At 67.9% G+C, this 12,044-nt stretch carries 13 protein-coding genes; 2 read left to right on the forward strand and 11 right to left on the reverse strand.

The annotated features are described in order from the left end of the window. Positions 1 to 12: 12 nt before the first annotated feature. From dgoD to NA10_RS05520, 8 genes are read right to left on the reverse strand one after another with little or no spacing between them, the layout of a single operon-like run. The gene (gene dgoD, locus NA10_RS05485) at positions 13 to 1,158 is read right to left on the reverse strand and encodes a galactonate dehydratase (RefSeq protein ID WP_067564280.1); all 1,146 of its coding nucleotides are present in this window, start codon (positions 1,156 to 1,158) and stop codon (positions 13 to 15) included. Next, positions 1,155 to 1,910: an SDR family NAD(P)-dependent oxidoreductase gene (locus NA10_RS05490; protein ID WP_067564473.1), complete on the reverse strand. Its 756-nt coding sequence runs from the start codon at positions 1,908 to 1,910 to the stop codon at positions 1,155 to 1,157. Before NA10_RS05490 ends, dgoD begins: the two co-directional genes overlap by 4 nt. A gap of 17 nt (positions 1,911 to 1,927) precedes the next feature. Continuing rightward, positions 1,928 to 2,872 (reverse strand): sugar kinase, encoded by a 945-nt coding sequence (locus tag NA10_RS05495; protein ID WP_067564282.1) that lies wholly within the window; start codon positions 2,870 to 2,872, stop codon positions 1,928 to 1,930. Next, entirely contained in the window at positions 2,869 to 3,480 is a 612-nt protein-coding gene (locus tag NA10_RS05500; RefSeq protein ID WP_067564285.1) for a bifunctional 4-hydroxy-2-oxoglutarate aldolase/2-dehydro-3-deoxy-phosphogluconate aldolase, read from the reverse strand. The genes NA10_RS05495 and NA10_RS05500 overlap by 4 nt, the downstream gene beginning before the upstream one ends. Then, positions 3,470 to 4,375, reverse strand: a complete 906-nt coding sequence (locus NA10_RS05505) for an SMP-30/gluconolactonase/LRE family protein (protein ID WP_067564288.1) — start codon at positions 4,373 to 4,375, stop codon at positions 3,470 to 3,472. Before NA10_RS05505 ends, NA10_RS05500 begins: the two co-directional genes overlap by 11 nt. Before the next feature lie 17 nt (positions 4,376 to 4,392). Further along, positions 4,393 to 5,448, reverse strand: coding sequence for an ABC transporter permease (locus tag NA10_RS05510; protein WP_245677050.1), 1,056 nt, complete (start codon positions 5,446 to 5,448; stop codon positions 4,393 to 4,395). Between the two features lie 9 nt (positions 5,449 to 5,457). Further along, the gene (locus tag NA10_RS05515) at positions 5,458 to 6,969 is read right to left on the reverse strand and encodes a sugar ABC transporter ATP-binding protein (RefSeq protein ID WP_067564293.1); all 1,512 of its coding nucleotides are present in this window, start codon (positions 6,967 to 6,969) and stop codon (positions 5,458 to 5,460) included. After that, positions 6,960 to 8,009, reverse strand: coding sequence for a substrate-binding domain-containing protein (locus NA10_RS05520; RefSeq protein ID WP_084514353.1), 1,050 nt, complete (start codon positions 8,007 to 8,009; stop codon positions 6,960 to 6,962). Before NA10_RS05520 ends, NA10_RS05515 begins: the two co-directional genes overlap by 10 nt. A gap of 145 nt (positions 8,010 to 8,154) precedes the next feature. On the opposite strand from NA10_RS05520, the gene NA10_RS05525 reads away from it, so the two are divergent. After that, the gene (locus NA10_RS05525) at positions 8,155 to 9,387 is read left to right on the forward strand and encodes an ROK family protein (protein WP_067564296.1); all 1,233 of its coding nucleotides are present in this window, start codon (positions 8,155 to 8,157) and stop codon (positions 9,385 to 9,387) included. A 38-nt stretch (positions 9,388 to 9,425) separates the two neighbouring features. On the opposite strand, the gene NA10_RS36440 is transcribed toward NA10_RS05525, so the two are convergent. Further along, positions 9,426 to 9,671, reverse strand: coding sequence for a hypothetical protein (locus NA10_RS36440; protein ID WP_157556091.1), 246 nt, complete (start codon positions 9,669 to 9,671; stop codon positions 9,426 to 9,428). A 281-nt stretch (positions 9,672 to 9,952) separates the two neighbouring features. Between NA10_RS36440 and ald the strand changes: the two genes are divergently transcribed. After that, complete coding sequence (gene ald / locus NA10_RS05530) at positions 9,953 to 11,059, forward strand: alanine dehydrogenase (protein WP_067564298.1); 1,107 nt, start codon at positions 9,953 to 9,955, stop codon at positions 11,057 to 11,059. Between the two features lie 4 nt (positions 11,060 to 11,063). Here the strand turns inward: ald and NA10_RS05535 are convergent, their stop codons facing one another. Further along, entirely contained in the window at positions 11,064 to 11,579 is a 516-nt protein-coding gene (locus NA10_RS05535) for an Lrp/AsnC family transcriptional regulator (protein ID WP_067564301.1), read from the reverse strand. Positions 11,580 to 11,645: 66 nt separating this feature from the next. Continuing rightward, entirely contained in the window at positions 11,646 to 11,912 is a 267-nt protein-coding gene (locus NA10_RS05540) for a three-helix bundle dimerization domain-containing protein (protein ID WP_067564303.1), read from the reverse strand. Positions 11,913 to 12,044 lie beyond the last annotated feature (132 nt).

Consider the following 12,044-nt stretch of genomic DNA (forward strand, 5'->3'; position numbering starts at 1 on the left):
GACTGCGCCGCTTCACCATTCGGCGAAGGCGCCGTCCCGGCGGTGCCATACCGGATTGCGCCAGCGATGCCCTACCTCGGCGGCGCGCGCCACCGCCTTCTCATCGATCTCGATACCCAATCCGGGGGCCCGCGGGCGCTCGACATAGCCGTCGCGGTAGGCGAAGACGGCCGGATCGAGGAGATAGTCGAGCAGATCCGAGCCGGTGTTGTAGTGAATGCCCAGGCTCTGCTCCTGGATCAGCAGGTTGGGTGTCGCGAATCCCACCTGCAGACTGGCGGCCAGCGCGATAGGACCCAGCGGACAGTGCGGGGCCAGTGCCACATCGCGGGACTCGGCCAGGGCGGCGATCCGGCGCACTTCCGAAATACCGCCCGCGTGGGAGAGATCCGGTTGCACGACGGCGACGCCGCGATCGAGGACGGTGGCGAAATCCCAACGGGAGTACAGCCTTTCGCCCGTGGCAATGGGAATGGAGGTGGCCGCGGTGATCTCGCCGATCCGATCGCTCACCTCGGGTACCAGGGGCTCTTCGACGAAGAACGGTACATAGGGCTCCAGCAGCGGCAGCACCCGCCGCGCCATCGCGACCGAGAGCCGACCGTGGAAATCCACGGCGATATCGAAGTCGTCACCGGTGGCCGCGCGCACCGCGGCGACCCGTTCGACGATCGCGGCGGTGGCGCGCGGGGTGTCGATCGCCTCCAGTTCGGCCGAACCGTTCATTTTGATCGCGGTGAAGCCCTGCTGTTTTCGCTCCAGCGCCGCCGCGGCGACATCATCGGGTCGATCACCGCCGATCCAGCTGTACACCCGTACCCGATCGCGCACCGCGCCACCGAGCAGCTGCCAGACCGGCACCCCGAGCGCCTTGCCGGTGATATCCCACAGCGCCTGATCGATACCCGCCACCGCACTGGACAGGATCGGCCCGCCGCGATAGAAACCGCCCTTGCTGAGCACCTGCCAGTGCGCCTCGATACTCATCGGATCCCTGCCGAGGAGATAGTCGGCCAGTTCGTCGACCGCGGCGGCCACGGTGTGCGCGCGACCCTCGATCACGGGTTCGCCCCAGCCGGTGATGCCCTCGTCGGTATCGATGCGCAGGAAGCACCAGCGTGGCGCGACCAGGTGGGTGGTGAGCGCGGTGATCTTCACCGGGACTCCTTTCGTACGCTCCAGCCGCCGTCGACGACCAGATTGGTGCCGGTGATGAACGAGGCGTCGTCCGAGGCCAGGAAGGCGACCGCGGCCGCGACCTCCTCGGGTGCACCGAGGCGATCCAAAGCCGTTGCGCGCGCGGACATCCGCAGACCCTCGGCGTCCACGTCATCCCAGACCGGGGTGAGGATGGGACCGGGCAGGATGGCATTGAAACGCACGCGCGCGGAGCCGTACTCCACCGCGAGCTGACGGACCAGCGCGGTCAATCCGCCCTTCGCCGCGGCGTAGACCGGATATCCGGGCAGCCCGAACTGGGCGTGCACGCTGGAGATGGCCACCACATTGCCGCGCCGGACGCGCAGATCGTCGATGAAGGCGCGCACCCCCAGGAACAGCGGGGTCAGATTGACCGCGAGCCCGTCGTTCCACTGCGCCGGGGTGAGTTCGTGCGCGGGTATGACGGCCTGCTGAGAAGCGTTGCTGCACAGGCAGTCCAGCGGCCCGTACGCGGTGGTGATGCGCTCGCGCAGCTCACGCCACGAGTCCTCCTGTGCGACATCGCACCACAGATACTCGGCCCGCCCGCCCGCCGCGCGGATCTTGGCCGCGACCTCCGCGCCGCGCGCGCTGTCGATATCGGCGATCACGACCGTCGCGCCCTCGTGCGCCAGGCGTCGCGCACTGGCCGCACCGATTCCGGAGGCCGCACCGGTGACCACCGCGACCTTGTCCGTCAGACGACTCATGGTCTCTCCCTTCGTGATCAACGCTGAATATCCGCTCCGTCGAGCAGGCCCAGTTCGTGCCGGAACGGCAGGCCCGCCCAATCCCCGGGCACCGAGACGGCGAACGCGCCGCACAGTGCGGCCACCCGCAGGCTGTCGCGGACCGATCCGCCGTCGAGCAGCCCGGCGAGATAACCCGCCACGAAGGCATCCCCCGCACCGACCGGATCGACCGCGGTCACCGCGACCGGGGGCTGTGTGATCACCACGCCGTCGGCGTACGCCAGCGCGCCCTCGGCGCCGAGTTTGAGCACCACCTGTGAAGGGCCTTGCACCGCAATGGCTTCGGCCATGAGGTCCGGACTGTCCGGCGGCACGAGCAACGCCGCCTCCTCGACCCCGGCGAAGACGATATCGGCGTGGGTCACCAGTTTCGACAGCTCCGCGGCGGCCTCTGCTTCGGTCCACAGCGCACGCCGATAGTTGACGTCCAGCGAGATCGGGACACCGGCCCCGGCCGCGATCCCGACCGCCGCGTACACCGCCTCCCGCGCCGAAACACTCAGTGCCGGAGTGATTCCGGTGATGTGCAGCACCCCGGCCGCGGCGATCTGCGCGGCATCGATCTCGGTCGCCGACAGTCGCGAGCCCGCGAGCTCGCGCCGGTAGTAGGTGACGCGAATCCGATCCGCCGTGCGGCGTTCGCGCAGCATCAGCCCCGTCGGGTGCTCCGGATCGATCCGACTGTGCGAGAGGTCGACTCGTTCGGCGCGCAGCCGATCCCGGATCATGACACCGACGGCATCCTCGCCCAGACAGCCCACCCAGGCGCTCTCGTGCCCGAGGCGGCGCACCCCGATGGCCACGGTGGCCTCCGCGCCCGCGAAATCCAGGCGCAGGGCCGCCCCGGGGGCCAGCGGACCGGGATCGGTGGCCGCGACCACACCGAGCGCCTCACCGAGCGTTACCAGTCCGCCCCTCATGACAGCTGGTCCCGCACCAGTCGAGCGCGCTCCCGCAGCGCGTCGAGATCGCCTCCGGCACAGGCGTCCCCGAGCAGCGGCGCACCGATGCCCAGTGCCGCGGCCCCCGCGTCCAGGTACGCCCGCAGCTCGCCGAGTCCGACCCCGCCGGTCGGCACCAGCGGGATATCGGGCAGCGGTGCGCGGACGGCCCGGATGTATCCCGGTCCGCCGATCGCGGCCGGGAAGACCTTGACCATGGTGCTGCCCGCGGTCCAGGCGTGCCGAATCTCGGTGGGAGTCAGGGCTCCCGAGATCACCGGCACCCCGAGGCGGCGGCCCTCCTCGATCACCTCGACGCTGACGACGGGGGTGATCAGGTAGGCGGCACCGGCCTCCACCGCGCGCGCGGCATCGGCGGCGGTCAGCACCGTCCCGACGCCGAGGGGATGGCCGAACCCCGCGCAGTCGCGCAGGGCGTCCAGGGCACCGGTGGTGGTGAGGGTGAACTCCACCGCGGTGATACCGCATTCGTGCAGTACCGCGGTGACCTCGGCGAACCGCTTCGCAGTCGTGGCGCGCAGGATGGCGATGACCGGAATATCCAGTGGCAGTAGGTTATCGGGCATCGGCACGCACCGCCTCGGTATCGGCGAAGGGAGTCATCGCCAGGCCGGTGACGCCGGGTACACAGGCGAACAAGCGGCCCGCGCCCGGTTCGCGCGCGGCCCCGTCCACCGCGGCCGTGGTGATCACCAGGACGTCCAGGTCGGGTCCGGCGAAGGTACAGCTGGAGACCTGGGCGGGACCGACCTCGACCACCGCGCGGGGGCGTCCGTCCGGATCGAAGGCGCGCACCTGGCCCGCGCCCCAGACCGCGATCCAGACGGAGCCGTCGGCGGCCACGGTGAGGCCGTCGGGTTCACCGTCGGTGAAGTGCGCGAACGCTCGGCCGTGCGCGAATGTGCCGGTGGCCGAATCATATTCGAACGCGTCCACGCGCAGCGTCTTGCTGTCGGTGTAGTACAGCGTGCGGCCGTCCGGACTCCAGCCGAGCCCGTTGGAGATGGTCACGCCGGTGCGCAGCACGCGCACACCGCCGTCGGGGTCCAGGCGATAGAGAGCGGCGCTACCCGCCACCCCGTCCTCGGACAGGGTGCCCACCAGCAGTCGCCCGCACGGGTCGACCTTCGCATCGTTCATCCGCCTGCGGATCCCGTCGTCCGGAATCGGCAGGGTCGTGATCGAGGTGCGTGTTCCATCCGACGCCAGGCGAAACACGGTGTCCCCCATGGCCGCCAGCAGATCACCGGAGGCACAGGGCAGTACCGCGCCCACCGGCGGTTCGACGCCGATCACGCGATGTTCGACGAGGTCGACGGCGGCGCGATCGAGATTCGCGCGATGGATATGGCCGCGGGGGATGTCCACCCACAGCAGTTCCCGCGTACGCGGATCCCAGACCGGTCCCTCACAGAGGTCGCCGGGCGGGGGCGCGCACACGTGTGCTCGCACTGTGTCCATGTTGAGGCTCCCGGTGACTAGGTGGGCAGTCCGACGGCGCGTTCGCCGCCGCGCCGCTGCTGGATGACCACGGCCGCCACCAGGAGTGAGCCCTGCGCCACGTTCTGCCAGAACGTATTGACCCCCACCACATTCAGGCCGTTGTCCAGCGCGCCGAGCAGTACCACCGCCAGCAGCGTGCCGCCGACCGTGCCTTTACCGCCCTTGAGCGCGCAGCCGCCGAGCGCCGCGGCGGTGATCGCCTTGAGTTCGAGGCCCTCACTGCCGGAGACCGGTTGCCCGGAGCCGGTGCGCGCGGTCAGCAGAATGCCCGCGATGGCGGCGACCACACCCGCCAGCACATACACCGCGATCAGGTACTTGTTGATATTGATGCCGGAAAGCCGTGCGGCCGTGTCATTTCCGCCGATCGCGTAGATATTGCGGCCGATATCGGTGTACTTCAGCAATACATGCACGGCCAGTGCGACCAGGCCGAGAATGACCACCGGCACCGGCAATCCGATGATCTTGCCGCGCGCCAGGAAGATGAACAGGTCGTTGTCCAGGACGAAGCCCTGGGCCTTCCCGCCCGAGATCAGTTGTGCCAGACCCTTGAACGCGGCCAGCGTGGCCAGCGTCGCGATGACCGGGTTGACCCGGCCGTAGACGATGATCACCCCGTTCACCGCACCCAGCAGCACCCCGACCCCGATCGCGGCCAGAATGCCCAGCACGGCACTGCCCGACGCGGCGGTGAAGGTCATGGCGCTGACCACCGAGGCGACACCGGCCTGCGAACCCACCGAGATATCCAGTGCGCCACAGATGATCACCACCGTCTGCACGATCGCGAGCAGGCCGAAAACCGTGACGGCGTCACCGATTCCGGCGATATTGCGCGGATCGAGATAGCCGTCGTTGAGCCAGGCGAAAATGGCGACGATCACCGCGAGCGCGCCGATCAGGCTGAGATTGCCGGTCCCGATCGCCCGCACCGCACCGCGCGGGGTGAGCCAATCCGGCCGATGGAACCCGGGCGGCCGCACGGAAACGGCTGACCCCACGGGTGTTTCGAGTCTTTGGTCGGTCAATTGCTTTCCTTACGCACTCTGCGATGTCAGATCCGCGGCCATGGCCAGCGCGAGGATCGACTCCTCGCCGGCCTCGGCGCGATCCAGTTCTCCGGTGATGCGGCCCTGCTGCATGACCACGATGCGATCGGCCAGGCCGAGTACCTCGGGCAGTTCCGAGGAGATGACCAGCACCGCCACCCCGGAGGCGGCCAATTCCTCTATGACGTGGTAGATCTCGACCTTCGCGCCGACATCGACGCCGCGGGTCGGCTCATCCAGGATGAGCACCTTGGGTTTTCGGGCCAGCCAGCGCGCCAGCACCACCTTCTGCTGATTGCCGCCGGAGAGCTTGCGCACCTCCTGCTCGATGGAGGGCGTGCGCACGCGCAGCGCCTCCACGTACTCGAGCGCGAGCCGCCGTTCCGCACCGCGGCGGACGAATCGCCAGCGCCGCAGTCGATCCAGCATGGCCAGGGTGATGTTGTCGCGCACCCCGCGGTGCAGCAGCAGCGCCTGCGCCTTGCGCTCCTCCGGCGCGTAGCCGATACCGGCCCGCACCGCGTCACGCGGCTGACGCAGCCGCAGTCGCTTCCCGTCCACCCGCACCTCACCGGAGCGGATCGGCAGATCACCGGCGAGCGCGCCCGCCAGCTCCGAGCGGCCCGCGCCGACCAATCCGGCCAGCGCCACCACCTCCCCGGCGTGCACGCGCAGGCTCACCTCGCGGACATCGTCGGTGGTGACCGCGTCCACCTCGAGCATGACGGGCCCGAGCTCGGAGTGCTTGCGGGAGAACAGGGTCGACAGATCGCGCCCGACCATCATGCGCACGATCTCCTGATCGGTGGTGTCCGCGGTCTCGCGCACCCCCACCAGCGCGCCGTCCCGCAGTACCGCGACCCGGTCGGCCAGCCGGAAGATCTCCCGCATCCGATGCGATACGTAGATCACCACCAGCCCCTGCGCCCGCAATCGGCCGATCAGGGCGAACAGCGCCTCGGTCTCGTGATCGGAGAGTGAGGAGGTGGGTTCGTCGAAGGCGATGACCTTCGCCTCGGTGGTCAGCGCCCGCATGATCTCGACCAATTGCCGCTGTGCCGCGGTCAGTTTCGAGCCGAGGGTGTCCGGATCCAGATCCCGGTCGAAGCCGAGCCGGGCCAGATCCGAGCGCATCCGCTCGCGCAGGGCGGCGCGATCGAGCATGTGGCCAGCCCGCCGCGGCAGCGATCCGAGATAGACGTTCTCGGCCACCGAGACGTGCGGCACGATCTCCGGCTCCTGGGCGATGACCCGGATGCCCGCCGCGCGCGCATCGGCCGGAGTGGTCAATTCCAGTGGTACACCGTCGAGTTCGAGGTGGCCCGCATCGGGCAGGTGATCGCCGCCGAGGATTCTGATCAGCGTGGATTTCCCCGCGCCGTTCTCCCCCATCAGCGCGGTCACCGCGCCCGCCGGGAAGTCCAGGCTCACCTCGCGCACCGCCGGCACCCCGGCGAAACTCTTGGCGACCCCGGACACTCGCAGTCCGGTCAGTTGCACGTGACCCCCGACTGCTGCCAGTTGGTGGAGTCCACCATGGTGGTCGATGCGAAAGCCTCCGCGGGCATGGGCTTTCCGTTCTTCAGGTAGTCGTACAGCGTCTGCACCGCCAGTGCGCCGACATCGCGACCGTTGATGAAGAGCGCGGCCTTGAATCCGGTGGGCTTGCCGCCGCGCCATTCCTTGCACGCCAGATACGCGCCGAGCCCGACGCCCAGCACATTGTCCGCGGCATAGCCCGCGTTCTGAATGGCCGCGACACCGCCGCTGACGTTCTCGTCATTGCAGCCCATGACAATCCAGTTCTTCACCGAGCGATTGCCCGAGACGGTCGCGGAGATCTTGTTCTGCGCATCCGACGGGGTGTTGTCGGTGCCGACCTCGATGACCTTCACATCGACCCCGGCGGTGTCCTTGAAGGCCTTCTGATTGGCCTTGACCCGGTCGGTGCAGACGGTCACGTCCTGTTTCCAGGCATCGACGATGGCGGTCTCCTCCGGCTTCCAGCCGAACTTCTTGAAGTCCTGCCCGGCGCGGGCGCCGACCTCGGTGCCCATCTGCGTACCGCTGAATCCGACTCGGGGAACGAGGTTCTCCTTGGCGCAGGAGGCGGGTTCGGGACCGTTCACGCAGACCTGATCGTCGGAGGTCAGCAGCGCGACCCCGCCGGTCTTGGCGAGCTGGACCAGCTGCGGGCCGACCGAGGGGTCCGGGACGACGGCGATGACACCGCTGGCCTTCTGGTTGACCGCGTTCCGCAATTCGGTGACGGCCTTGTTGGCGTCATTGCCGAGGTTCACCACGCGCAGGTCGATGCCGAGTTCCTTGGCCTTGGCCCTGGCGCCGTCGGCCTCATTGATGAAGTACTCCTGATCGCCCTGTTTCTGGGCGTAGACCAGGCTGATCGCACCCGTGGAATGCTGCGGGCCGCTCTCGGTGGAACCGGAATCCTTCCCGGAGGAGCAGGCGGTCGCGGCCAGAATCAGCGCACAACCGCAGACTGCGGCGCTGGTCCAGCGACGTCGGTGGGTCCAGGACATGAACACTCCTAGGTGTGATCTGCGACAAGAACGGGTCATCGAGTGACGCGGGTTACATTAGTATTTCGTCTAACTGTTGTAAATACTGTTGGCAGAACCCGACCCGGTATCTTGACGAACAACAGCGGAGGGAGTGGACCGAACCGTGTACCAGCTGAACGCGCGGGATATCAGGCGGCGGAACAGGTTCGGCGTACTACAGGCGGTATACGCCGCGGACGGTCACACCAGCCGCCAGGACGTCACCCGCGCCACCGGGCTCTCCTTCGCGACGGTCGGCAATATGATCGCCGACCTCCTGGATGTGGGGGTGCTCGCCGAACTCGGCCACGACTCCCCCGGCGTCGGCCGTCCCCGCGCCCGGCTGGCGATCAACCCGGACCGCGGTGTGCTGATCGGGGTCGACGTCGCCGAAACCAGTATCCATGTCGATGTTTTCGACCTCGCCATGTCGGTGCTGCGCTCGAGCGAGATCCCGATCGATCCGCGCGCCACCACGCCCGGCGATATCGTCGAGCTGATCGTGCGCGGTATCGGCGAGGTGATCGCGGCCGACGCGGACAAGGTGCTCGGCATCGGTCTGAGCGTTCCGGGTCTGGTCGAGCCCGAACGCGGTATCTCGGTGTTCTCCCCGTACTGGCACTGGCATGACGTCCCGTTCGAGGAGCTGCTCGAGGAGCGCCTGCCCTATCCGCTCTATCTCGACAATCCGCTCAAAGCCAGTACGGCGGCGCAGCTGTGGTTCGGCGCGGGCCGCACCGTGGACAATCTGATCGTGGTCACGCTGCGGGCCGGGGTGGGCATCGGGGTGGTCGTCGACGGCATGCTCTACCGCGGTGTCACCAATAGCGCGGGCGAGTGGGGGCATACCAATCTCATCCTCGATGGACGCGAATGCCGTTGCGGGCGTAGCGGTTGCGTCGAGGCGTATGTCGGCGCACCCGGAATCGCGCGCACCCTGCGCGAACTCGCGCCGTCGAGCCCGCTGCTGGACGCCGACGACGCCCGCACCATCGCCGCCCTCGGCGCCGCCGCCCAGCGCGGGGACGAGACCGCGCTCGCGGTCATCGAGGAGACCGGCGGCTACCTCGGCGTCGCCGTGGCCAACCTGGTGAACCTCTTCAACCCGCGCACCATGGTCTTCGGCGATCTGGTCGCGAACCACCTCGGCGCACCGTTGCTCGAGGTCACCCGCCGGATCGCCGAACGTCATGCCATGACCGGCCCGTTCGAGGCTGTGACACTGCAACTTTCGAGGCTGCCGCACAATCCGGCGAGCCTGGGCGCGGCCACCTTCGCCCTCGAGGGCTTCCTCGCCGACCGCGAAACCTTCGGCTCGATCGCGGCTCGGCGCGCCCTGCGCACCTCGGCGACCTGAGCCCGCGCCCGGCGGCCGTCAGCACACCGGGAGGGAAATCACCGAGCGCCGTGGCTGTCGGATTCGATCGCCTCGGCCTCCGGCGCGGCCTCGGGAGCGGGGGCGGCGGCAGTGCGCATGCGCAACCACATCGCCGAGGCCGCGAGTACCGCGATCACCCCCAGCACGGCGAACACACTGCCCGCGCCCACGTATTTCTGGACGCAGGTCGCCACTCCCAACAGAAGTAGCAATATTCCAATTACGAACAGCGACTGGACAATTGCCAGCTGATTTCGCGTCACCTGGATTCCTCGAACTCTCCGGCCGAGCGGCCGCCTGCGATCGTCGCATGGACGCGAGGCATCCGGAAGGGGAATGCCGGGTGGCAATTCGGATCCTTGGGGGCGAGGGTGTCGAAGATGATTCGGTTGCGGTACCGGATTGTCGGGAGATTTCGTACATTACGCCTCCAAATTGACTCTTTATAGAATTATCTTCAGAGGTCTCGCGCTCTTGATGAACTATCTTCACACTCTCCTTGAGCGGTCGTCCGACCGCAGGTGCTGACATTCAGGAGTGGCGAATGAGGATCGGGATCCCCCGCGAGGTGAAGAACCATGAGTATCGGGTCGCGTCGACGCCCGCCGGTGTGCGCGAGCTGGTGCACCGGGGACATGAGGTCTTTGTCGAGAGCGATGCCGGGATCGGATCCTCGTTCGACAATGCGGCCTATCTCGAGGCCGGTGCGCGGGTACTGGACACCGCCGATGCGGTCTGGGAGGCGGCCGAGCTGGTTCTCAAGGTGAAAGAACCCGTGGCGCAGGAGTATTCGCGGATGCGGGACGGGCAGCTGCTGTTCACCTATCTGCATCTGGCGGCGTCGCGGGAGTGCACCGACGCGCTGCTGGCCTCCGGTATCACCGCCATCGCGTACGAAACCGTCACCGGCGCAGACGGTTCGCTGCCGCTGCTGGCCCCCATGAGCGAGGTGGCGGGGCGGCTGTCGGCGCAGGCCGGGGCCTATCACCTGATGCGCAGCGGCGGCGGGCGCGGTGTGCTGCTGGGCGGGGTGCCCGGGGTGCGACCGGCGCGCGTGGTCGTGATCGGCGCGGGCGTGGCGGGGCGCAATGCGATCGCCGTCGCGCACGGTATGCGCGCCGATGTCACCGTGCTGGACTTGAATATCGCCCGGCTGCGTGAGATCGACGATCTCTATCACGGTCAGGTGCGCACGGTCGTCTCGAATCGGACCGAGGTCGAGACGCTGCTGCTGGAGGCGGATCTGGTCATCGGCGCGGTGCTGGTTCCCGGCGCGAAGGCGCCGACGCTGGTATCCAATGCGCTTGTCTCACATATGAAGCCGGGTTCGGTGCTGGTCGATATCGCGATCGATCAGGGCGGCTGCTTCGCGGACTCGCGGCCCACCACCCATGACGAACCCACCTACCGGGTGCACGATTCGATCTTCTACTGCGTGGCCAATATGCCCGGCGCGGTCCCGCACACCTCGACCGTCGCGCTGACCAATGCCACCCTGCCGTATGTGGTCGCACTGGCCGACAAGGGCTGGCGTGCCGCCACGGCCGCGGACAAGGGCCTGGCCGCCGGTCTGAGCACGCATGCCGGGACACTGCTCTCGGAATCGGTTGCGGCAGCGCATGGTTACGTCGCCGAAAGCCTGACCGTCTAGTCCCTCAAGCGGATTCGGGGCTACCGGCCGCCTGGATATGCTCGAAGATCAGGATGGTCTCGGTGGAGGCGACCGCGGGATGCGCGCTGAGATGGTCGAGTACGAACCGCCGCAGCGCATCGGAACTCGCGGTCGCCACATGAATCAGATAGTCATCGGCCCCGGCGATGAAGTAGACGTTCTCCACCTCCGGCACCGCGGCCATCTGGCGGCCGAACTCCGCCAGATGGCTCCGGGCCTCCGAATGCACCCGCACCGCGATCATCGCCTGGAGATCACGGCCCAGCGCGGCGGGATCGATATCGGCGTGAAAACCGCGAATCACCCCGCGCTCCATCAGGTTTCGCACCCGCCCCAAACAGGTGGAGGGTGCGATCCCGGCCGCGGCGGCGAGGGCGCTGTTCGTCATTCGACCATCGCGCGCGAGCTCATCCAGCACCACCAGATCGACGGCATCGAGCGCCGACGAACCACGGACCGGTTCCACGGCCCGCGGGGCTCGCAAAGAATCGTTGCTCATCCCCGCACTGTATCGAAGATGCTTCGAAACCGGCCGCGGCCGTCAGCGTAAAGTTCGTCGCACTCCTCAGCGACGCAGGAATACCGAAGACAGCGGGTTCCATAGCGGGTCACCCAGGGGTGAGCCGGAGTGGTAGGAAACCCGCCTGCTCAGTTGGCGTTCGGCAATGCGCTCCACCAACAGCGGAATGAACTCGCGGACGCGGTGCCCCTCGAAATCGCGGTGGATGCCGCGGACTTCCTCACCGACGACCCCCGCCGTCAGATGAGGGAACTTATCGGCCAGCCGGCTGACGAGCTCGCCGATCTGACGCTCCTCTTCGGATGCCGTCATGCTCTGGTTTCGCCTCCATACACAAACGGGTGACGCCGAGCCATCCAAATCCTCATCAGGGTGTCCGGCGACGGCCCGTACGGGCCGCATGCAAGAAGTGTCATATGCACGGGCGAGCATTTCTCCCGCGAA

Source organism: Nocardia acidivorans NBRC 108247 (assembly GCF_001625085.1).
Classification (GTDB): Bacteria; Actinomycetota; Actinomycetes; order Mycobacteriales; family Mycobacteriaceae; genus Nocardia; species Nocardia acidivorans.

What these genes read in the sequence shown, in the direction of transcription:
- NA10_RS05490 (WP_067564473.1), bottom strand. Translation starts at nt 1,910, where the DNA reads ATGAGTCGTCTGACGGACAAGGTCGCGGTGGTCACCGGTGCGGCCTCC.
- NA10_RS05495 (WP_067564282.1), bottom strand. Translation starts at nt 2,872, where the DNA reads ATGAGGGGCGGACTGGTAACGCTCGGTGAGGCGCTCGGTGTGGTCGCG.
- NA10_RS05500 (WP_067564285.1), bottom strand. Translation starts at nt 3,480, where the DNA reads ATGCCCGATAACCTACTGCCACTGGATATTCCGGTCATCGCCATCCTG.
- NA10_RS05505 (WP_067564288.1), bottom strand. Translation starts at nt 4,375, where the DNA reads ATGGACACAGTGCGAGCACACGTGTGCGCGCCCCCGCCCGGCGACCTC.
- NA10_RS05520 (WP_084514353.1), bottom strand. Translation starts at nt 8,009, where the DNA reads ATGTCCTGGACCCACCGACGTCGCTGGACCAGCGCCGCAGTCTGCGGT.
- ald (WP_067564298.1), top strand. Translation starts at nt 9,953, where the DNA reads ATGAGGATCGGGATCCCCCGCGAGGTGAAGAACCATGAGTATCGGGTC.
- NA10_RS05535 (WP_067564301.1), bottom strand. Translation starts at nt 11,579, where the DNA reads ATGAGCAACGATTCTTTGCGAGCCCCGCGGGCCGTGGAACCGGTCCGT.
- NA10_RS05540 (WP_067564303.1), bottom strand. Translation starts at nt 11,912, where the DNA reads ATGACGGCATCCGAAGAGGAGCGTCAGATCGGCGAGCTCGTCAGCCGG.